The sequence below is a fragment of the Flavobacterium sp. genome (assembly GCF_043760115.1).
In the GTDB taxonomy this organism is placed as follows: Bacteria; Bacteroidota; Bacteroidia; order Flavobacteriales; family Flavobacteriaceae; genus Flavobacterium.
The window spans coordinates 1-21,204 of the sequence record NZ_JAYUPK010000027.1 but is presented as its reverse complement, the minus strand read 5'-3'; the positions used below and the strand labels follow the sequence as shown (position 1 = coordinate 21,204).

19 protein-coding genes are annotated in these 21,204 nt (G+C 29.1%); 3 read left to right on the top strand and 16 right to left on the bottom strand.

The window, feature by feature from the left end; translation table 11 throughout:
- Positions 1-57 precede the first annotated feature (57 nt).
- Positions 58-906, top strand: coding sequence for an NAD(P)H-hydrate dehydratase (locus tag ACH2BC_RS02460; protein ID WP_395052403.1), 849 nt, complete (start codon positions 58-60; stop codon positions 904-906).
- A gap of 1 nt (position 907) precedes the next feature.
- On the opposite strand, the gene ACH2BC_RS02455 is transcribed toward ACH2BC_RS02460, so the two are convergent.
- The 7 genes from ACH2BC_RS02455 to thrA form a co-directional block, all read right to left on the bottom strand.
- Entirely contained in the window at positions 908-1,756 is an 849-nt protein-coding gene (locus ACH2BC_RS02455) for a L,D-transpeptidase (protein WP_395052402.1), read from the bottom strand.
- Between the two features lie 96 nt (positions 1,757-1,852).
- Positions 1,853-3,472, bottom strand: coding sequence for a metallophosphoesterase family protein (locus ACH2BC_RS02450; RefSeq protein ID WP_395052401.1), 1,620 nt, complete (start codon positions 3,470-3,472; stop codon positions 1,853-1,855).
- A 3-nt stretch (positions 3,473-3,475) separates the two neighbouring features.
- Entirely contained in the window at positions 3,476-4,453 is a 978-nt protein-coding gene (locus ACH2BC_RS02445) for a hypothetical protein (protein ID WP_395052400.1), read from the bottom strand.
- Positions 4,450-5,490 (bottom strand): hypothetical protein, encoded by a 1,041-nt coding sequence (locus ACH2BC_RS02440; protein ID WP_395052399.1) that lies wholly within the window; start codon positions 5,488-5,490, stop codon positions 4,450-4,452. Before ACH2BC_RS02440 ends, ACH2BC_RS02445 begins: the two co-directional genes overlap by 4 nt.
- 55 nt (positions 5,491-5,545) lie before the next feature.
- A complete protein-coding gene (gene thrC, locus ACH2BC_RS02435) occupies positions 5,546-6,838 on the bottom strand; it encodes a threonine synthase (protein ID WP_395052398.1) in 1,293 nt (430 codons plus the stop codon).
- Positions 6,839-6,952: 114 nt separating this feature from the next.
- Positions 6,953-7,891 (bottom strand): homoserine kinase, encoded by a 939-nt coding sequence (locus tag ACH2BC_RS02430; protein ID WP_395052397.1) that lies wholly within the window; start codon positions 7,889-7,891, stop codon positions 6,953-6,955.
- Between the two features lie 139 nt (positions 7,892-8,030).
- A complete protein-coding gene (thrA, locus tag ACH2BC_RS02425; RefSeq protein WP_395052396.1) occupies positions 8,031-10,478 on the bottom strand; it encodes a bifunctional aspartate kinase/homoserine dehydrogenase I in 2,448 nt (815 codons plus the stop codon).
- Between the two features lie 468 nt (positions 10,479-10,946).
- On the opposite strand from thrA, the gene hutH reads away from it, so the two are divergent.
- Positions 10,947-12,449 (top strand): histidine ammonia-lyase, encoded by a 1,503-nt coding sequence (gene hutH / locus ACH2BC_RS02420; protein ID WP_395052395.1) that lies wholly within the window; start codon positions 10,947-10,949, stop codon positions 12,447-12,449.
- Here the strand turns inward: hutH and ACH2BC_RS02415 are convergent.
- From ACH2BC_RS02415 to ACH2BC_RS02375, 9 genes are all read right to left on the bottom strand, one after another.
- Positions 12,446-12,652, bottom strand: a complete 207-nt coding sequence (locus tag ACH2BC_RS02415; RefSeq protein ID WP_395052394.1) for a DUF2283 domain-containing protein — start codon at positions 12,650-12,652, stop codon at positions 12,446-12,448. The two genes, hutH and ACH2BC_RS02415, sit on opposite strands and share 4 nt — an antisense overlap.
- A 368-nt stretch (positions 12,653-13,020) precedes the next feature.
- Positions 13,021-13,380 (bottom strand): type II toxin-antitoxin system HigA family antitoxin, encoded by a 360-nt coding sequence (locus ACH2BC_RS02410; RefSeq protein WP_395052393.1) that lies wholly within the window; start codon positions 13,378-13,380, stop codon positions 13,021-13,023.
- 2 nt (positions 13,381-13,382) lie between these two features.
- A complete protein-coding gene (locus tag ACH2BC_RS02405) occupies positions 13,383-13,679 on the bottom strand; it encodes a type II toxin-antitoxin system HigB family toxin (protein ID WP_395052392.1) in 297 nt (98 codons plus the stop codon).
- Positions 13,680-14,051: 372 nt separating this feature from the next.
- Positions 14,052-14,855 carry a hypothetical protein gene (locus tag ACH2BC_RS02400; RefSeq protein ID WP_395052391.1) on the bottom strand — a complete coding sequence of 268 codons (804 nt, stop codon included), beginning with the start codon at positions 14,853-14,855 and terminating at the stop codon, positions 14,052-14,054.
- A 64-nt stretch (positions 14,856-14,919) separates the two neighbouring features.
- Entirely contained in the window at positions 14,920-15,288 is a 369-nt protein-coding gene (locus ACH2BC_RS02395; RefSeq protein ID WP_395052390.1) for a DUF1304 domain-containing protein, read from the bottom strand.
- Positions 15,289-15,434: 146 nt separating this feature from the next.
- The gene (gene rimK, locus ACH2BC_RS02390) at positions 15,435-16,805 is read right to left on the bottom strand and encodes a 30S ribosomal protein S6--L-glutamate ligase (RefSeq protein WP_395052389.1); all 1,371 of its coding nucleotides are present in this window, start codon (positions 16,803-16,805) and stop codon (positions 15,435-15,437) included.
- A 90-nt stretch (positions 16,806-16,895) separates the two neighbouring features.
- On the bottom strand, positions 16,896-17,291 hold the full coding sequence (locus ACH2BC_RS02385; RefSeq protein WP_395052388.1) for a retropepsin-like aspartic protease: 396 nt from the start codon (positions 17,289-17,291) through the stop codon (positions 16,896-16,898).
- Positions 17,288-17,533 carry a hypothetical protein gene (locus ACH2BC_RS02380; protein ID WP_395052387.1) on the bottom strand — a complete coding sequence of 82 codons (246 nt, stop codon included), beginning with the start codon at positions 17,531-17,533 and terminating at the stop codon, positions 17,288-17,290. Before ACH2BC_RS02380 ends, ACH2BC_RS02385 begins: the two co-directional genes overlap by 4 nt.
- 148 nt (positions 17,534-17,681) lie before the next feature.
- Entirely contained in the window at positions 17,682-20,225 is a 2,544-nt protein-coding gene (locus tag ACH2BC_RS02375) for an ATP-dependent Clp protease ATP-binding subunit (protein ID WP_395052386.1), read from the bottom strand.
- 260 nt (positions 20,226-20,485) lie between these two features.
- Here ACH2BC_RS02375 and ACH2BC_RS02370 point away from each other — a divergent pair.
- Positions 20,486-21,204 (top strand): DNA gyrase subunit A (locus ACH2BC_RS02370; RefSeq protein WP_395052385.1); only part of this gene is annotated, 719 nt, incomplete at its 3' end.

The window sequence follows — 21,204 nt, the reverse complement described above, 5'->3', positions numbered from 1 at the left end:
TAAGGTTTGGTAATTCCATTAAAATTCCGTAATTTTAAAAAACTAATCTATTACAAAATGGCATTTCCAATAATAATTTCTAAAGCAGAAATCTTAAAAATTTACAAACCAATTCCTTTCAACTCACACAAAGGAATTCAAGGTCATGCGCTTATAATTGGAGGAAGTTATGGTAAAATTGGTTCAGTTTGTTTGTCAGGCAAAGCAGCAATAAAATCGGGTTGTGGTTTAGTAACAGCATTTATTCCAAAATGTGGTTATACTATTCTACAAACAGCAATTCCAGAAGTTATGGTTTTGACAGATGTAAATGAAAATTTTATAACCAAAATTGATTTCAACTTTACACCAAATGCTATCGGAATCGGCATCGGAATTGGTCAAGAAATGGAAACCCAAAATGCCATTCATCACTTGCTTTTCGACACTAAAACACCAATGGTTATTGATGCTGATGCATTAAATATTTTGGCGTTAAATCCAGCTTGCCTTTCACTTTTACAACCCAAAACTATTTTAACACCACATCTAAAAGAACTAGAAAGACTGCTAGGAAAATGGAATTCAGAAGATGAAAAATTCGCGAAAACTATAGAATTTTCCAAAAAATTCAATGTAATAATTGTAATAAAAGGTGCGCCAACTCACATTATATTTGAAGAAAAAATATACCAAAACACAACAGGAAATCAAGCTTTGGCAACAGCAGGAAGTGGCGATGTTCTTACAGGAATCATTACAAGTTTGCTAGCACAAAGTTACGAACCAATAAACGCAGCAATTCTTGGCGTTTATCTTCACGGATTAACAGCTGATATTGCTTTGCCAGAAACTGGTTATCAATCGTTTATTGCGACTGATATTATTAATTATTTGGGAAAAGCTTTTTTAACGTTAGAAAATTAATTTATTCTGCTTCAGATTTATTGTACGCTTCTCTAATTTTTTGTTGATCCAAAATAATTTTCAAAAAAGCGGTACTTTGTTTTTCAACTTCAGCTTCAGAAATATCCAACGCTTTTGGATTTTGAACTAATTGCAACCAAGGTTTTTTTCCATCAAAATCATAACTTCCAAAAACAACAACTGGCGTTCCTTTAACTTTTACAGTTTCTTTATCGGCTAAAACCCATTGATCTGCCCAATTATAAAGAAACTTGGCATCTTTTTCTAATAATCGCAAACAAGAATGCGATGCAGGATAACCAGGTAATTCATATTCGTGAAAACCAACACCCAATTTATTTTCAATATTAAAGTTCCATTTTAAATCCCATTCGTCATTAAAAGTACTTGTAGTTTCTTCGGCTTTCCAATTGGTAAAAAATAAACCTGTTGGCGTTTTATCTTTTTTTCTTCCCATATTTGTTGGTCCAGAATAAGTTAAAATTCCGTTTTCATACGCTGCAAAGGTTTGCGTTGGATAAGAAAAAATTAAAATTTTAGAAACCTCTTTTAAGTAACTAATTTCCAATGGAAATGGTAAATAAAAAATTTTATCGCCAGTAAAATCAGTTGGAATTAAAATAGAATCCATTTTAACAAGATTCTTGGCATCAGTTCTATTTACTGCTGTTACTAATTCTAGTTTTGTAACATCTGTTGCATTATCTTTTAGCCAAAGTTTTGCATTTTGCATTGTATACGAAACCGATTTGGGTTTGTTGCGAACAACTTCTTTTTCTGAAATTTGGCTTTCGCTTTGTTTACAAGAAATTAAAGATAAGAAAGAGAGAATTAGAAACGTTGATTTCATTATTTAAGTTTTTTGTAAAAGTCAATATTAAAAATGCTTTTGGTTTTACATAATTATCTTAAATACTTACTTAACTTACATATTTAGAAAGTTTATTTAAGAAAAATTTAATATTATTGGGAATATAGACTCATCGGGTAGGTCAATATTCTTTATTAATGGAACTTTAAGTTTGTTGCAAAAAGTCGCATAAGTTGATGAATTTTTAATCTCAGTAGGTCTTGATGAATTATTGTTAGTTATTATTGATATTACATGAATTCTTAACGAGTTATTAGAGTCTTTTAAAGTATTTACAAATTCTTCCACAGTATTGCCACTAGAAATTACATCTATAAAAACTATTGCATCTTTAATATTTTTAATGTTTTCAAACATTTCAGTTTTGTTTGTTTCTTCCGCAGAATGAAATTTTCCATTTCCTCTTACAGGAAATATATAATTTTTAGTATTAGTTTGGACAGAAATCTGACTTGCTAAAATTCCTCCAATTACTTCAAGTCCGATAATAATACATTCTGAATTATTAGAAGTAATAGTTGACTTTAGATACTTTACTGATTTTTCAATTATTCTTGAAAGTAGAACTGGTTGATTCATTAAATTATTAATATTAATCCATCCCATAGAAGAATACACTTCATTTGTTTTAAATCTTCCAATTTTAAATAAATTATTATTAGTAATATCAGACATTATTTCGTCTTCTATTTCATTATCAATTACCTTAATAAAAGATTGATTAGGTACTTCTATTATATTTTTAACAAGATTTGAATTTTCAAATATTCTTATATCACTTGGGCCATTGCTTTCCCATTCACCTAAATTTGGATTAGGTTTATGAGTTTTAAAATTATAATTAAAAGTATAAACTGATTCTTTTATTTGTGATAATTGTATGACTTTACATTGCCTTGGAAATTCACTAATTGAGGAAATATCGCTCCCAAATCTTCCAGTAAAGACATATGTAGAATTTTTTATTTTTTTTTGATCTCCAGCATGAACATCACCATGAAACCATATTGTGTGCAATGTTTTTAAGTTTGAAATTCTTTCACGAAGTGAAGTTCCATTAATCCAAACATGATTTTCAGTCCAATTGTCTTCCTCAGAAGCTAGAAAATTTTTTTCATCTGAAATAATTGGAAAATGGCAACCAATTAGTAATGTAGACGATTCAGAAATATTTTTTCTTAAAACATCTGAAATGATTTCATCTATCTCAGAATCTGAAATTTTGCCAGGTTTACCCTTAATAGAATTTAAAGTAGAATCTATAGATAGATAAAATTCATTAGTATCTAATTTTTTTAAAAAATATCTATCAGAATATGAAATAACGTTAGAATTGAATTGAGTTATAAAATCATTGTAAGGTTTTCTAATATCTTTCGAATTTGAAAAATTCTCTAATTCTTCTTTCCATTTGTAATCATGATTACCTATGTTACAACAAATATATTCTTTTTTAATATTTAATTCTTTGATTAAATATTCTACGATAATGGTAATATTTAAATAATTTTCAATTTTTCCTTGATGTATAAAATCACCAGTAAGAATTAAATAATCTATTTTTAAATTATTTAAATTTATTTTTTCTATTAAATTATCGATATATTCTTCGAAAAATTTCCTTCTTAAATGTTCAGAAGTTCCTTCAAAATTATTTAAATGTAAATCAGTTATATGTAAAATATTTTTATTCATTATTTAAAATAATTTAAATTCTGCAATGCCATCAGTAACATCTTTTAAAGAGACTAAATAGTTTAATTCGAAGTCACTAAAAATTTCATTTTCAAATAAACTTCCTAATACTAATGCATGACAAAGTTTAGATCCTTTCATTTCCGTGTATGTTTTTGCAATTTTAATTTCCGTTCCACCAACAACAAAATCTCCAATATAAATATAATTAATGTCTTTTTCTTTTTGATTGATAAAATCTAAATCAAAAACTTTATGTTTTGGTCCAAAATGATCTATTGTTTCAAATTTTATATTATGTATTAGACCCAACATTGATGCAAAAGGCGCACCTCTTAGGCTGGCACTTAATAATTTTACATTTTCCAGTTTTGTAGCATTCAATACATCCTTCAATTTATCAGATAAAAAGAAAGTTAACCAAATAAATTTATTTGGATTTGAGATTATTTCATTAGAATTAAATTCTCCATTTGCAACAATTGGTGTTGAACAAAGTCTAATTTCATTATCGAATTTTTTAAAAGTCGAAGCAATCATACTTTTTATAAATATTGAAATAAAATTAGCTCTTTCTTCAATTATTTTATTATAATTTATAATTTTAGAATTTCCAATTGTAATTGTTTCATTTTTTGAATCACTTTTTAATTCAGCTTTAGAATCTTTTTTTGATTTATTAATTTTATCTAATAAATGATGACCATTTATAATAACAAGTTGTCTTTTATTATCTTGTAAACTTTTAAAGACACTATCCATCGCATGATCATCAATGTCAGTTATTCCATTAAAATTAGCTATAATGGGTTTAGTTTCATTATTTTCTTTAATAATATTTGACAGAAGATCACATGCTTTTTTTTCCAATATATTTAACATTGCTGTTCCGCTAACAATCCATGTCAAAACTTGGATTCTTGTATAAATATTTGAAGTTGTAGAATATGATATTTCTGAAACTTGATGTTCTATTTTCATATTTTAAAAGGTATTTCAAAAGTTATTCTACTACCAACTAAAAAAGAATCATATTTTTTTAAATAGCCTTTTTCTTTTAATGATGAATCAACAAATCCAGTTACATAATTGCCAATATCATTTACCTTAATTTTTTCAATGCTGAGCTTTTCTTCAACTTCTTTAGCTTTTTCCCAAATATCTTTTTTCCATAATATTTCACCGTCAAATGATGACATTATTACATATCCATCTGACAATAATATATCATTAATAGCTCTAAATAAACCTATTTTGTTTTTACTTTGAAGAGAAGATATTAAAAGTGCATTTAAGTTTGAATCATCTAAGTTATTACTTAAATACGATTTAGTATCTTTCATTGAACGAAGAAATCCACGACCACTATCGCAAACTACAGTACTTATGCCTCTCTTAGTTCTTTGTACTGCTACAAACGCAATTTCTCTACCATGTAATAATGAATTCACAACTAATTCAGATAAAGTAATTGTAAAAACGCCTTCTAAATTTTTATTCCATTCTTGATGAAATATCTTACTATTAAATATATTGTTTAATCTAAAATGAATTGAATGCTTAATTTCTTGTCTTTTATTATCTTTCCAATCAATTATTTGATCTTGATTATTATAATCAATATTTGGAAGGTCACTATAATAAAAAATTTTTGTGGTTGGACTTGTTTTATTATTATCATATCCACCTAACATTCCATTCCAATTGTATAAATCAAACTCTTGGGCTATCTTTAAAAATCCAATATCTGATAAAAAACCTTGAAATTCTGGTTGCCATAAAGCTATAACTTCAATAGGACTTCCTATAAAATCTCTAACTATTTTTGAAATTGATAAAAACGATGTTAATGCAGCAATACTAGCATTTTTTGGCGGAATATTTCTTAAATCCCAAACTGGTATTTTTCCATTTCCATGAATATAGCTATCTCGTAATAATTTAAGTTCCTTACCTAAATTGTAATTTAAGTTTGATAAATTAATTAAAGATCCAATATTAATAATTTGTTTTTCCATTATTAAATGTTAACTATAAATTTTAAACTCAAATATATAATTATTTTTAAGTTATTTATAAAATCATTAAATTATCTTTCAAATCGTCATACGTTTTAATTTTAATGCTAATTTTCTCTTTATTTAAAACACTTTCAATCTGTTTTGGAATTTCTAATTTTATATTTAAAAATGGTTCAACAACATCTAAAAACTTAATCGGATGCGCAGTTTCTAAGAAAAAACCAATTACATCATTATAATTTTGAAGTTCTTTTTTTAAACCTAAATAACCAATTGCTCCATGAGGTTCAGCAACATATCCAGAATTTATATAAATATTTTTTATTATAAATTTAGTTTCTTCATCTGAAAAAGAATAAGAAGAAAAATCTTTTTTAAATGCTTCTAAATCATTATTGTACAATTCTTGAATACGAATAAAATTACTAGGATTTCCAACATCCATTGCATTTGAAATCGTTGCTACAGATGGTTTTGGATTATAAATTCCGTTTTCTAAAAATCTTGGAACAGTATCATTTTCGTTAGTGGAAGCTACAAAATGGGCGAGTGGCAAACCTAATTTTTTAGCAATAATTCCGGCGCAAATATTACCAAAATTTCCACTTGGACATGAAACTAATATTGGTTTATTGAATTTTTTCAACTCTTTGTAAGCAAAGAAAAAGTAAAACATTTGTGGCAACCAACGAGCAATATTTATAGAATTGGCAGAAGTTAGATTTTTGTGTTTTAAATTAGCATCATTAAAAGCTTTTTTAACCATGTCTTGACAATCGTCAAAAACTCCATCAACTTCAAGCGCAGTAACATTTTGACCTAAAGTTGTCAATTGTCTTTCTTGAATATCACTAACTTTTCCTGATGGATATAAAATTACAACTTCAACACCTTTTACGTTTAAAAATCCGCTTGCAACTGCGCCACCAGTATCGCCAGAAGTTGCGACAAGAACTGTGTTTTTTTGATTTTTATCTTTATTAAAATAGGCCAAACAACGCGACATAAAGCGTGCACCAACATCTTTAAAAGCCATTGTTGGTCCGTGAAATAATTCTAATGAATATACATTTTCTTCAATTTTCACTAATGGAAAATCGAAAGACAATGTTTCTGATACAATTTTTTTTAACCCGGTTTCTGGAATTTCATTTCCTACGAATTGTTTAATCGCTTCAAAGGCAATTTCTTCGTTGGATAAATTTTCTATTTCATCAAAGAATGATTGTGGTAATTGTGTGATTGTTTCAGGAAAATACAAACCATTATCTGGTGCAAGTCCTTGAATAACGGCTTCTTGAAAAGAAACTTTGTTGGATTTATTGTTTAAGCTGTAATAGTTCATTTTGAAATAATTTTTCACACGAATTTCACGAATTCACACGAATTTTTTGCTAAATAATTTCACGAATTTAATTTGTGAAATTTTTTAATTCGTGCAAATTTGTGAAATTCGTGTCTAATTTTTAATTATGTTTACTCCATTCGGATTAATTTTTGAAATGTGCATATCAAATTCAATTCCAGTATTTTGATAACTTTCGCTCATGGCAAATGCTACTTTTTCGGCAACTTTTTGACATTTGCATAAAGCAAAAATACTTGGTCCAGCACCAGAAATTCCAGAACCTAAAGCACCATTTTGCAAAGCTGCATTTTTAACTTGGTCAAAGTTAGGAATTAAATGTTTTCGCAATGGTTCAATTAGCACATCATTTAGTGATCGACCAATTAAATTATAATCGTTTGTGTATAAACCAGCAATTAATCCACCCAAATTTCCAGTTTGAGTTATTGCATCTTTTAAAGAAATCATTGGATGTAAAACTGCTCTAGCATCAGAAGTTTTTACTTCGATATTTGGATGCAAAACCACAGCATAAATTTCGCTTGGTGCATCAATTCTAATCACATCCAAAGGATTGTAACCGCGAACCAAAGTAAATCCGCCAAGTAGGCAAGGTGCAACGTTGTCTGCATGTTCGCTTCCGCTTGCAACAACTTCACCTTTCATTGCAAAGTTTACTAACTCGTGTTTCGAAAATGGTTTTCCTAGTAATTCATTTATTCCAAAAACTGCTCCAGCAGCACTTGCAGAACTGCTTCCAATTCCGCTTCCAGCTTTTATTTTTTTATGGATTTCTATTTCGAAACCGTGTTTAAACGAGACTCGATTAATCGCTTCTTTACAAATTGCCAAAGCGGCAACTCCTGCAACATTTTTTTCGGTTTCTAATGGTAAATTGGCGCCAGTTATTTTGGTTATTTTAATTCCTTTTTCTGGGGATTTTCTTATAATCATTTTATCTCCAATGGTTTCTAGGCATAATCCCATTATGTCAAATCCGCAGTTTAGATTGGCAATTGTTGCTGGACAGAATATTTTTATTTCATTCATTTATGCTGAATTTATTTCAGTATCATTTTTTTCACACGAATTTCACGAATTTCCACTAACTTTTTTTATTTTAAATTATTTCACTAATCTAATTTGAGGAAATTTTTAATTCGTGTAAATTCGTGAAATTCGTGTTTTTCTAAACATTACCAATTCTTATAACATCTGCAAAAATCCCAGACGCGGTAACGGCTGCACCAGCACCAGCACCTTTTATAATTAACGGTTGATCGATGTATCTTTCGGTATAAAATTCTACAATATTATCCTTTCCTTCAAGGTTGTAAAACGGACTTTCTTTTGGAATGAATTGTAAACCTACAGTTGCTTTTCCGTTATCGAACGATGCAACAAATTTTATGCGACAATCTTTGGCTTTTGCTTCGGATAAAAGGTTTTCAAAATGACTTGAGTTCTTAATTAATGATTTAAAAAAATCTTCATTATTGGTTGTTTCCATACATTCTTTAGGTAAAAAACAATTGTTTTCTATGGCTTCCATTTCCATTTTATAACCGCTTTCACGAATTAGAATTAAAATCTTTCTAGCAACATCAATACCACTTAAATCAATTTTTGGATCAGGTTCTGTAAATCCTTGTACGCCAGCTTCTTTTACAACATCATGAAAATTATATGTATTACTAAAATTATTGAAAATAAAGTTTAAACTTCCAGATAATACGGCATTAATTCTGTTGATTTTATCTCCAGATGCAATTAAATGTTTTAATGTATCAATTATTGGTAAACCTGCGCCAACATTGGTTTCAAATAAAAATGGCGCATTGTATTTTCGAGATAGATTTTTTAGATTTTTATAGTTGTCATATTGCGATGAACAAGCGATTTTATTACAGGTTACAACTGCAATATTTTGTTTTAAAAACTGATCGTAAATTGATGCAATGTCGCCATTTGCAGTAATATCAACGAAAATACTGTTGCGTAAATTCATTTCTTTTACACGAGAAATAAAGTCATCAACATTGGCTGTTTCGCCATTATCTAAAAGTGATTTCCAATCTTTTAAACTCATTCCATCTTCATCAAAAATCATTTTTCGAGAGTTTGACATTGCAATTACTCGGACATTTATTTTTAAATTTTCTTTTAAAAATTTCTTTTGCTGGTTTATTTGGTCGATGAATTTTTCGCCCACATTTCCAACACCCATTACAAATAAATTTAATTGCTTGGTGTTGTCTTCAAAAAATCGTTCGTGCAAGGTATTCAGTGCTTTTTTGACATCTTTTTCGTTAATTACAACCGAGATATTTCTTTCAGATGCACCTTGAGCGATGGCTCTAATATTTACATTATTTTTTCCTAAAGTACTGAACATTTTTCCGCTTATACCTTGATGGTTTTTCATGCTTTCACCAACTAAAGCTACAATACACAAATCTTTTTCGACAATACAAGTATCAATTTTATTTTGAGAAATTTCTAATTCAAATGTTTTATCGATGGCGTTTTTAGCTTTTTCGGCATCTTGATTTTGAATTCCGATACAAATTGAATGTTCTGATGAAGCTTGAGTTATAAAAATTACATTTATATTTTCTTGCGAAAGCACTTCAAACAATCGTTTGGAAGAACCAGCAACACCAATCATTCCTGAACCTTCCAATGTTAATAATGCAATGTTATCAATATGAGAAATTCCTTTTATTGGATTGGTATTTGTATTTGGATTGTTTGAAATTAAAGTTCCGTAAGCTTCAGGTTCGAAGGTGTTTTTTATCCAAATTGGAATATTTGCCTTTAAAACTGGCTGAATTGTTGGTGGATACAAAACTTTTGCACCAAAATGCGACAATTCCATAGCTTCTTGATAGGAAATTGTTTCAATAGGTTGTGCTTGTTTTACAATTTTTGGATTTGCAGTGAACATTCCGTTTACATCAGTCCAAATTTCTAATGAATCAGCATTTACGCCATTTGCAATAATTGCCGCAGTATAATCTGAACCACCACGACCAAGAGTTGTTGTATTTCCGTCTTCGGATGATGCTATAAATCCTGGTAAAAGTACTACTTGCGATTTATTTGAAGTAAAATAATTAGCAATTAAAGAATTGGTTTCATCAAAATTCACTACCGCTTTTCCAAAGTTGGAATTTGTTTTAATTAACTCACGACTGTCTTTAAAAGTACTATTCGGAATAGTTTGTTGTAAAGCAGTTGCAATAATTTGTGAAGACAAAAGTTCTCCAAAACTTGCAATTGCATCTGATGTTCTTGGTGATAATTCTCCCAAAAGAAAACATCCATCAAGTAAGGTTTGCAATTGATTTATTTGACTGTTTATCTTAATTAAAAGTTGGTATTGATTACTGCTTTCTATTAAAGTGGCAATTGTTTCAAAATGTTTTTGTTTGATTTCTTCTATACTATTTTTGTAATTTTCATCTTTTGATGCTGCTTTTTGTGAAGCATTTAAAAGCATATCGGTTACTCCACTTAGTGCTGAAACTACAACTGCCAGTTTCTCTGTTTTAGATTTTTCAGTAACAATAGTATTTACTAATTGAATATTTTGAGCGTTGGCAACTGATGTTCCTCCGAATTTTAATATTATCATTTTTTTATTTTTTAAACCATTAAGATAGTAAGGTTCGTTAAGTTTTATTGGATATTTTAATTCATCAATAATTATATTTTCTAAAATTTCAGTTTTAATAAAATTTTACACTCATTTTGAAAGTCCATAGAAATTTGATTATATGTGAAAATTATACCCCAAATGGGGTTGTAGTTGTAGTAAATGTTGTACCAAAAGAGTTTGTAACCAAAGAGTTGGTTACAGAAGTGAAGTTGTATTTTTGGCAATAGTTCAACATTATTTTCAAATGTAGTATTTTTTGTTAATTAAAAAAATTAAGGTTGCATTTTTATGAATATCATAATTTTACAACGTTATAGCTTTTTAAAACATTTTTTTAAATGCTATAAAAACTCAATGTTTGTCAAATATTCAATAAAATAAAAGCTACAAACCTTGTTTTTTAACAATCGTTTACGGAATTTTGAGCTCTAATTAAATTCCAAAATGGACAATTCGCATTATATAAGTTCAGAAGTACTGCATTTAGAGCAATTACAAGAAATAATTTCACAACATAAAACGCTTGCATTATCGGAAGAAGCGAAAATAAATATTCAAAAATGTAGAGCATATTTAGATAAAAAAATGGAATCTTCATCCGAACCAATTTATGGAATAAACACTGGTTTTGGTTCGTTGTGTAATGTTGTTATTTCTAATGAAAACTTATCGCAATTGCAATCTAATTTGGTAAAATCTCATGCTTGTGGAATAGGTGATGAAGTTCCGAATGAGATTGTAAAAATTATGCTTTTGCTTAAAATTCAGTCGCTTAGTTACGGACATTCTGGTGTTCAATTGCAAACGGTTGAACGTTTAATTGATTTTTATAATAATGATATTTTACCAGTAATTTATACGCAAGGTTCGCTTGGTGCAAGTGGCGATTTGGCTCCATTGGCTCATTTATCATTGCCACTTTTAGGTGAAGGTGAAGTAAATTTTGAAGGTAAAAAAGTACATTCATCGCAAGTTTTAAAACAATTTAATTGGCAACCAATTACTTTGCAATCTAAAGAAGGATTGGCATTATTAAATGGTACTCAATTTATGAGTGCTTACGGAAGTTATATTTTGCTAAAAGCGATGAAATATTCTTATTTTGCTGATGTAATTGCTGCAATTTCCTTGGAAGGATTTGATGGAAGAATTGAACCTTTTAATGAGTTAATACATTTTATTCGTCCGCACAAAGGTCAGATTGTTACTGCCAAACGCATTAAAGAATTGCTTGAGTATAGCCAAATTATTTCGCAAAAAAAGCAACACGTACAAGATCCGTATTCGTTTAGATGTATTCCGCAAGTGCATGGCGCAAGCAAGGACACGATTGAGTATGTGAAGAAAGTTTTTAAAACAGAAATCAATTCGGTTACCGATAATCCTAATATATTTATTGAAAGTGATGTTATTATTTCTGGTGGAAATTTTCACGGACAACCTTTGGCTTTGGCTTTAGATTTCTTAGCAATTGCCTTGTCGGAATTGGGAAGTATTTCTGAAAGGAGAACCTATCAATTGATTTCTGGATTGCGAGGTTTGCCTGCATTTTTGGTTGATAATCCTGGATTGAATTCGGGTTTTATGATTCCGCAATATACTGCGGCAAGTATTGCTAGTCAAAATAAACAATTGGCAACACCAGCAAGTATTGACAGTATTGTTTCTAGTAACGGTCAAGAAGATCACGTTTCTATGGGTGCAAATGCGGCTACAAAGTGTTTGAAAATAATGGAAAACCTAGAACGCATTTTGGCAATTGAGTTGATGAATGCGTCTCAAGCAATTGAATTTAGAAGACCTTTACAATCTAGTGATTTTATAGAATCATTTTTAAAATCGTATCGAGTAGAAGTACCATTTGTGAAAGAAGATAGAATTTTGCATTATGATATTGAAAATTCTGTGGCTTTTTTAAATAGTTTTTTGATAGAAGTTGAAGATTAAACAGCCAATTTAGGAACTTGATTGAAAGAAAAAGAAGAGATTTCTGTTTGATTTTTAGCTTGTTCAATAGTCATAGAAACTACTTTTCCATTAGCATCAAATTCTAATAAAGTATTTTCATTTATATCTTTTGTTTCAACAATTTGATTGTCATTGAAGTAAACTAAAAGCGTATCTGTATCTTCAAAATAAGTAATTTTCATAATTTAAATTTTAAAATTTCTATCAAAAAAAGCATTGTGAACTGTTTCATTATCTTCTAGAATAATAATTCGTAAATATTTTTGTACTTCTTCAATGTAAGCCCAACGTTATATTCTTCCATCAGTTTGTATAAATTCATAAACTGAATTATTGTATACAAAATCTATCCATTCAATTTTAATATATTTTCTGTCATCTCGTTGTCGAGTTGCTAAAAAATATTGTGTAAATTACATTTATTTTTTTAATATTTATTAAGTTCAAAATTAGACTATTTTTTTTTATATTTCTAATTTAATGCTTTTTTGCATTATGATATTGAAAATTCTGTGGCTTTTTTAAATAGTTTTTTAATAGAAGTTGAAGATTAAATACCTAAAACAATAATTGGATCAATGTCAAGTTTTTGGCTTATTTCTCTTGCAGTTTTTAAAGTTGGTTCACATTTTCCAGTTAAATATTCGCTAATTCTAGAAGTGCTTACACCTAATAATTCAGAAAGACGTTTTTGATTTAAACCACGTTCAAACATTCGCAATTTCATTGTGTCAGACAATGTAGGTTTTTTTAAAGGATATTGATTTTCTTCAAACTCTGCTAACAAATCCGACAAGACATTAAGTTCAATATAACCTTGCGAATCTTGATTTTCAATATTTTCAGAATTTTGTAAGAGTACTTCAATCCTATTACTAATCACGTTATATTCTTTTTCGGTTTGAATCATTACTAAATGTTTTTAATATCTTTAATTTTATCGTATTCAGAATGCGAACCTATAAACCTAATGTAAACTTTTTTAGCATTAAAAGAAATTATTGCTACTAAACGATATGTATTTCCTTTAATATTAAATACATAACGATTATTTCCTACATAATCAACTGAGTTAAAATCAGTTCTAATGTCGTTTAATGAATTCCATTGTTTACTAGTTACGGTATAATACCAAATAATTAATGCACTTTCTGAATCAACAAATTTTTCTGAAAATTCTTTAATTCTTTTGAAAGTAACTATTCGCACATTTAAATATTTAATACAAATTTAAAATTTAATTTTGAATTACAAAATATAATTTTGAAAAATGTAATACTATTTTTTTCTAGCAAAACACATTTAGAATATAAACCTTTAATCGAAGATGGAATTTTACAGAATGATATTGAAAATTCTGTGGGTTTTTTAAATAGTTTTTTGATAGATGATGTTGTTTATGAGTAGTGATTATAAGGATTTTGTATTATTAGGAATTGGATTCCTAATATGCAAGTTTTTTTTAAAGTTTTGGTTTTTTGTGTTTGATTAAAGTCAGGAATCTTTGCAAAGATTGGAGTATTAATTTAATTTTTTTATTTTGTGCATAAGGATTGCAAAATCTCGGAATTGTATACTTGTCTATGATTTTTTTGAAATTTCCGGAATATTTACCGCAATTTCTTTTTTCTCTGCGCCTTTTACTTTTCCAAATTTGTATATAACTATAAAAGAGAAATATAGAAAACAACAGAATACAATAAATGGACCATTATAATTTCGTTTATTCCACGCATATAATCCATTTGCTTCTACTGGATAAGAAATTTTAAACCATCCGTTTTTGTGAGTAAATCGACTTTTTTCTTCTTCATAATAACTATAATTATCATCATAACTAGGATCATTTATCCAACAATAAATTTTGATGCTGTAAGATGGTCTTAATTCTCCTAGCGAAATTTTGTTTTTAAATACAGATGTATTTACTAAACTATTAGGATAAAACACTTTAGAATATCCTTCGAATGGAAGTTCTAGTGCCAATTCTTCTAAAGATTTATTTCCATTATTTGTGACTGTAAAATACCAAAATGCTCCATAATCTTTATTTGGATTATATTTAATTTCAAGTGTATCAATTTTAGTGAAAAGTTCATCAAATTGATAATCAGATTTATGTTCTTTTACTAAAGTGTCAATATCGAATTTTATTTTTAAATCCTTACTTGACATTGAATTTATTACAGCTTTGTAATCTAAACTATTTTTATATCCTCGAAGTATTATAGAAGGAGTTTGGTAAAAACAATGTTTTCCGTTTGCTTCTGCATCATATTCTTTTTTAATATAATAATTATATAATTGGGTTACTGCCCACAGAAAACCAGCTAATACTGCTATTTTACCAAAAATACTCCAAAAATTTGAATTTTTATATTCCATTTTTTTTATCTTAAATCCTTTTTATAATTTTATTCAATTATTAAACATATGCAACTTTCCTAGATTAGAGTACACTAAATACCAAACTCAAAATCCCCAAAACAGCAGGAATTGATTGCACAAAAAATATTCTCTTAGAAACAGTAAAAGCACTATAAACTCCAGCAATAAATACACAAGAAAGAAAAAACAATGCCACATTACAACTCCAAATTGTATCAGAAATAAACAATGACCAGATTAATCCAAAAGCTAAAAATCCGTTATACAAACCTTGATTGGCTGCCATAACTTTGGTTTTTTTAAATTGATCTTCTGGAATGGTTTTAAAAACTTTTTTTGCTCTTGTTGTCCAAGCAAACATTTCTAACCACATTACATATAAATGAATAATTGCAACAAAGCCAACGATAATTTGAGATAGTAAGTTCATAAGGTATGATGGTTTTTTTATTAAAATTGATTATTTAATGCACTTCGACTTCGCTCAGTGTTACAAAATTACAAGTTTTTTATATTCATTTTTTTATTCAAAATTTCTAAAATCGTACTTCAAATATCGTACTTCATCCTTTAAAACTATTTCCACTTAAAATTTTTCTCAATAGCTTTAATCATTTCTCCAGCAATGTCTTTGTTGGTTGCACCTTCAATACCTTCTAGTCCAGGTGATGAATTTACTTCTAACAATAATGGACCTTTGGTAGATCGAATAATATCTACTCCAGCAACTTTTAAATCCATAGCTTTAGCTGCTTTTATGGCTATTCTTTTTTCTTCGGATGTTGGTTTTATTATAGATGCAGTTCCACCAAGATGTATGTTGGCGCGAAATTCTCCTGCAACCGCTTCTCTTTGAATTGAGGCAACTACTTTTCCGTCAATTACAAATAATCGCAAATCTTTTCCGTTGGCTTCTTTTATAAATTCTTGGACTAAGATGTTGGCATTTAAGCTTTTGAAAGCGTTAATTACAGATTCGGCAGCTTTTTTAGTTTCTGCCAAAACAACTCCTTTTCCTTGTGTTCCTTCTAATAATTTTACAATTAATGGTGAACCACCAACCATTTTAATTAAATCGTCAGTATCTAACGGTGAGTTTGCAAAACCTGTTGTAGGAATATCAACTCCGTGATTTAATAGTAATTGTAATGAATATAGTTTATCTCTAGATTGAGTAATTGCTGCAGCAGAGTTTAAACAATATACTTTTAATGCTTCAAATTGTCTCGTTAATGCGCAACCATAAAAAGTAATACTTGGACGAATTCTTGGAATTATAGCATCAAATTTATCTAAAATTCTTCCACCACGATAATGAATTTCTGGTGTGTCGGCATCGAGTTTCATATAACATTCTTTTATGTTAAGAAATTCCATCTGATGACCACGCATTTCGCCGGCTTCCATAATTCGTTTGTTGCTATACAATTCGGGATTACTGGCTAACAAACCTATTCGTAAACCTACTTTATTTTCAAATGAGTTTACATATAATTCTTTAAGATTTTCAGTTGTAGGTTGACCTAAAAGATATTTTTGTTCAGGATCAACTAAAATTCTACCACTCATGGCTTCACGACCAAGTAGCATTCTAAAACCCATTGAATCTCGATTAGTCAATGTCATTTCTATTGACCAAGTTTCGTTTCCGATGTTTATATTAGTCTGAATTACGTAACGTTGTTCTCTAAATCCGCTAGAACTTTTTACAATTCTTTTGTCTATAAGTAAAGCTTCGCAATGAATAACAGTTTTAAGATTATTCTGAATTGGATTAATGTCAAATTTTACCCAGTTAATATCATCTTTAACGAATGGTGCAATATTTATGGCGTGTAATGCAGAAGTTTTTGCGCCTGAATCTACACGAGCTTTTATGGCAGGAATACCAATTTCTGGAAACGAACACCATTCTTCTGATCCTAATATTATTTTGTTTTCTGGCATTTTATATGAAATTTTAAGCCACGAAATACAAGAATTTTCACTAATTATATTGTGTAATTCAGGTATTTCGTGGCTGAAATGTTGATCTTTTTATATATCGATTGTTATTTCTTTTTTTGGAATATCAATACAGAATTTATTGTCTTTTAGAAAATTTAATCCAATAACTCCATCATAATCAGAAATTATTCCATGAGATAAGAAATCGTAAACTTGAACTTCAAAATTATTTTTCGTAATTCCCAAACAGTCTATTTTTTCAATATCATAACGTTCAACAATTATTATTCCGTTGGCGGTTTCAATTTCTAATTCTCCTTTGCTATTTTTTAATTCATATCCACTAAAGTATAAAACATTACTGTCTATAGTACAATGAGTTGCTGCTGTATCTAATGCTAATCTAAATTTAAATTTGTTTAAAATTGTTGCATTTACAATTATTACATCTTCCTCTGAAAGTAATTCGAAGTTAAATTCTCTCATAACCTTCTTAAAATTCCATTTGTTCTAATTTTCTTTATATTTCCTGCATAGATTATAGTTACAGTTTTAAAATTATCAGTCATAGTTCTACCTAGATAGCAAACCTCTTTTTTATCTTTACTATGAAAAATTGGAACACCAGAAATTACATCAATTTGACTTTCATCCATTGTTGGGTTTCCCAATAAAACCCATTCATCAGGAAATAAATTTTTAATTTCTTTAATTGATGTGTTTTCCATAGAACCTTTAGTTTTCTAATATTTTATTAAAGAAATGTTTCTCTTTTATATTTATTTTATAAACCATTAAGAGAATAAGTTTCATTAAGCAATACTAACTTATTTCCTTAATTTCTTAATGGTTTTTTTTAAATATTTTATTTAATTCCTAACTAGTTGGTTCACCAGCTTTTTGAACTTTTACAGTCAATTCTTGCGAACCTTCTTCTATATCCATAAATATTTCGTCTCCAGATGCAATTTTAGATGTGATAATTTCTTCTGCTAAAGCATCTTCTACATATTTCTGAATAGCTCTTTTTAAAGGTCTTGCTCCAAATTGTCTGTCAAATCCTTTTTCTGCAATAAATGCTTTTGCTTTATCAGATAAATCTAAATTGTATCCTAATTCTTTAACTCTAGAATATAATTTTTTCAATTCAATTTCGATAATTACATCAATATCTTCTTTCTCTAAAGCATTGAAAACTATAACATCATCAATTCTATTTAAGAATTCTGGAGCAAATGTTTTCTTTAAAGCATTTTCAATTATTCCTTTAGAATTATCATCAGCATTAGCAACTCTTGCTGCTGTTCCAAATCCAACACCTTGACCAAAATCTTTTAATTGACGAGCACCAACATTGGATGTCATTATGATAATTGTATTCTTAAAATCGATTTTTCTTCCTAAACTATCAGTTAAATAACCATCGTCAAGAACTTGCAACATCATATTGAAAACATCTGGATGTGCTTTTTCAATTTCGTCAAGAAGTACTACACAATATGGTTTTCTTCTAACTTTTTCTGTTAATTGTCCACCTTCTTCATAACCAACATATCCTGGAGGTGCACCTATTAATCTAGAAATCGCGAATTTTTCCATGTATTCACTCATATCAATACGAATCAAAGCGTCTTCGGAATCGAATAATTCTTTCGCTAAAACTTTCGCCAATTGTGTTTTTCCAACTCCAGTTTGACCAAGAAATATAAACGAACCAATTGGACGATTTGGATCTTTCAATCCGGCACGATTTCTTTGAATAGAACGAGCAATTTTTAATACAGCTTCGTTTTGTCCAACTACCTTTTTTTGAAGTAGTTCAGGTAAGTTAGCTAACTTGTTACTTTCAGTTTGAGCTATTCTATTTACAGGAATTCCTGTCATCATAGAAACTACATCGGCAACATTGTCTTCTGTAACTTCTATTCTGTTATTTTTAGAATCTTCTTCCCATTGTTCTTGAGCTATTGCAAGGTCTTTTTCTAATTTTTTTTCATCATCACGAAGTTTTGCCGCTTCTTCATATTTCTGTCTTTTTACAACAGAATTTTTCAGTTCGCGTACTTCTTCTAATTGACGTTCTAAATCAAGAATTTGTTTAGGAACATCAATATTTGTAATGTGAACTCTTGAACCAGCTTCGTCAAGTGCATCAATAGCTTTGTCTGGTAAAAAACGTTCCGACATGTATCTGTCAGTCAATTTTACACAAGCTTCAATTGCTTCTTGAGAATAAACAACATTATGGTGATCTTCGTATTTATTTTTGATGTTATTCAAAATAATAATCGTTTCATCAACAGAAGTTGGTTCTACAATTACCTTTTGAAAACGTCTTTCCAATGCGCCATCTTTCTCTATATATTGTCTATATTCATCAAGAGTTGTTGCTCCAATACATTGAATTTCTCCACGAGCCAATGCAGGTTTGAACATATTTGATGCATCAAGTGAACCAGTTGCTCCACCAGCACCAACTATAGTATGAATTTCATCAATAAAAAGAATAATATCATCGTTCTTTTCAAGTTCATTCATAACAGCTTTCATTCGTTCTTCAAATTGTCCTCTGTATTTTGTACCAGCAACTAAACTGGCTAAATCTAATGTAACAACTCGTTTTCCAAATAAAATTCTTGAAACTTTCTTTTGGATAATTCTTAGAGCTAAACCTTCTGCAATAGCAGATTTTCCAACTCCAGGTTCACCAATTAAAAGTGGATTGTTCTTTTTTCTACGGCTTAAAATTTGTGAAACTCTTTCTATTTCTTTTTCACGACCAACAACTGGATCTAATTTTCCTTCTTCCGCCATTTCAGTTAAATCGCGTCCAAAATTATCTAAAACAGGAGTTTTAGATTTTTTATTAGATTTATTGGCAGGTGAATTAAAATTATCGCCTTTCAAACTGTCATCTTGTCCTGAATCTTCATTAAAAGATTCGTTTCTTGGTAAATTTTCTAAAAATTCTTCTTCTTTTGGTGTCATATCTAAATAGTGTTCTTTGGCTACTTCATAATCAATTTTGAGTTTATTAAGTAGTTTAGTTGTAGGATCATTTTCGTTTCTCAATATACATAGCAGTAAATGTGCGGTGCTAATTGAAGTGCTTTGAAATACTTTAGCTTCAAGAAAAGTAGTTTTTAAAGCTCTTTCTGCTTGACGCGTTAAGTGTAAATTCTTTTTATCAATACTGGTTTCAATATTAGGATTTGGCGGACTTAAAACTTCTACTTTACGTCTCAAATGATCCAAATCTATAGACAAACTGTTTAAAATTGATATTGCTTTGCCGTTACCATCACGAAGAATTCCAAGCATAAGATGTTCAGTGCCAATAAAATCATGACCCAAACGCAATGCTTCTTCTTTGCTATAAGTAATAACATCTTTTACTCTTGGTGAAAAATTATCATCCATTATTATATATATTATTGATGTAAATTTAGTGAATTACAAGTAGAATTACAAAAATCGTTCCGTGTAAATGTACTGTCAGCTAATTGACGAAAAAATAGTCAGATATAAAAGTGGTTTGTCAGTATATTTATTAACTATTATTAAGGTACAATTTGTTAATAAATCATTGAAATAAGATGTTAAATTTACTTTTAAAAATAGTTAAAAAGTGTATCTTGCGCGTTAGAATTAAAAATAAATTATTTTAAAATTATATAAATATGTCTGACGGAGAAAAGTTAATTCCTATTAACATTGAAGATGAAATGAAATCAGCTTACATTGATTATTCAATGTCTGTAATTGTTTCAAGAGCATTGCCAGATGTGCGCGACGGTTTAAAACCAGTACACAGAAGAGTTTTGTATGGAATGTATGATTTAGGAGTTTTTTCTAACAAAGCCCATAAAAAATCCGCAAGAATTGTTGGAGAAGTTTTAGGAAAGTATCATCCACACGGTGACACATCTGTGTATGATGCAATGGTTCGTATGGCTCAAGAATGGAGTATGCGATACCTTTTAGTTGATGGTCAAGGTAATTTTGGTTCTGTAGATGGCGATAGTCCAGCTGCAATGCGATATACTGAAGCCAGAATGAAAAAGATTTCGGAAGAAATTATGGCAGATATCGAAAAAGAAACTGTAGATTTTCAGTTAAACTTTGATGATACATTATACGAGCCAAAAGTAATGCCAACTAGAGTTCCAACTTTATTAATAAATGGTGCAACCGGAATTGCAGTTGGTATGGCTACCAATATGCCACCACACAATTTAACAGAAGTTATTAACGGAACACTTGCTTATCTTGACAATCCAGAAATTGAGATTGATGAGATTATGAATTATATAAAAGCACCAGATTTTCCAACTGGTGGAATAATTTATGGTTACGAAGGTGTTCGCGAAGCATTTAAAACTGGTCGGGGTCGAATTGT

Bases quoted from the DNA above. Each gene is read 5' to 3' on its own strand.
- ACH2BC_RS02460 (WP_395052403.1), top strand. From the start codon at position 58: ATGGCATTTCCAATAATAATTTCTAAAGCAGAAATCTTAAAAATTTAC.
- ACH2BC_RS02455 (WP_395052402.1), bottom strand. From the start codon at position 1,756: ATGAAATCAACGTTTCTAATTCTCTCTTTCTTATCTTTAATTTCTTGT.
- ACH2BC_RS02450 (WP_395052401.1), bottom strand. From the start codon at position 3,472: ATGAATAAAAATATTTTACATATAACTGATTTACATTTAAATAATTTT.
- ACH2BC_RS02445 (WP_395052400.1), bottom strand. From the start codon at position 4,453: ATGAAAATAGAACATCAAGTTTCAGAAATATCATATTCTACAACTTCA.
- ACH2BC_RS02440 (WP_395052399.1), bottom strand. From the start codon at position 5,490: ATGGAAAAACAAATTATTAATATTGGATCTTTAATTAATTTATCAAAC.
- thrC (WP_395052398.1), bottom strand. From the start codon at position 6,838: ATGAACTATTACAGCTTAAACAATAAATCCAACAAAGTTTCTTTTCAA.
- ACH2BC_RS02430 (WP_395052397.1), bottom strand. From the start codon at position 7,891: ATGAATGAAATAAAAATATTCTGTCCAGCAACAATTGCCAATCTAAAC.
- thrA (WP_395052396.1), bottom strand. From the start codon at position 10,478: ATGATAATATTAAAATTCGGAGGAACATCAGTTGCCAACGCTCAAAAT.
- hutH (WP_395052395.1), top strand. From the start codon at position 10,947: ATGGACAATTCGCATTATATAAGTTCAGAAGTACTGCATTTAGAGCAA.
- ACH2BC_RS02415 (WP_395052394.1), bottom strand. From the start codon at position 12,652: ATGAAAATTACTTATTTTGAAGATACAGATACGCTTTTAGTTTACTTC.
- ACH2BC_RS02410 (WP_395052393.1), bottom strand. From the start codon at position 13,380: ATGATTCAAACCGAAAAAGAATATAACGTGATTAGTAATAGGATTGAA.
- ACH2BC_RS02400 (WP_395052391.1), bottom strand. From the start codon at position 14,855: ATGGAATATAAAAATTCAAATTTTTGGAGTATTTTTGGTAAAATAGCA.
- ACH2BC_RS02395 (WP_395052390.1), bottom strand. From the start codon at position 15,288: ATGAACTTACTATCTCAAATTATCGTTGGCTTTGTTGCAATTATTCAT.
- rimK (WP_395052389.1), bottom strand. From the start codon at position 16,805: ATGCCAGAAAACAAAATAATATTAGGATCAGAAGAATGGTGTTCGTTT.
- ACH2BC_RS02385 (WP_395052388.1), bottom strand. From the start codon at position 17,291: ATGAGAGAATTTAACTTCGAATTACTTTCAGAGGAAGATGTAATAATT.
- ACH2BC_RS02380 (WP_395052387.1), bottom strand. From the start codon at position 17,533: ATGGAAAACACATCAATTAAAGAAATTAAAAATTTATTTCCTGATGAA.
- ACH2BC_RS02375 (WP_395052386.1), bottom strand. From the start codon at position 20,225: ATGGATGATAATTTTTCACCAAGAGTAAAAGATGTTATTACTTATAGC.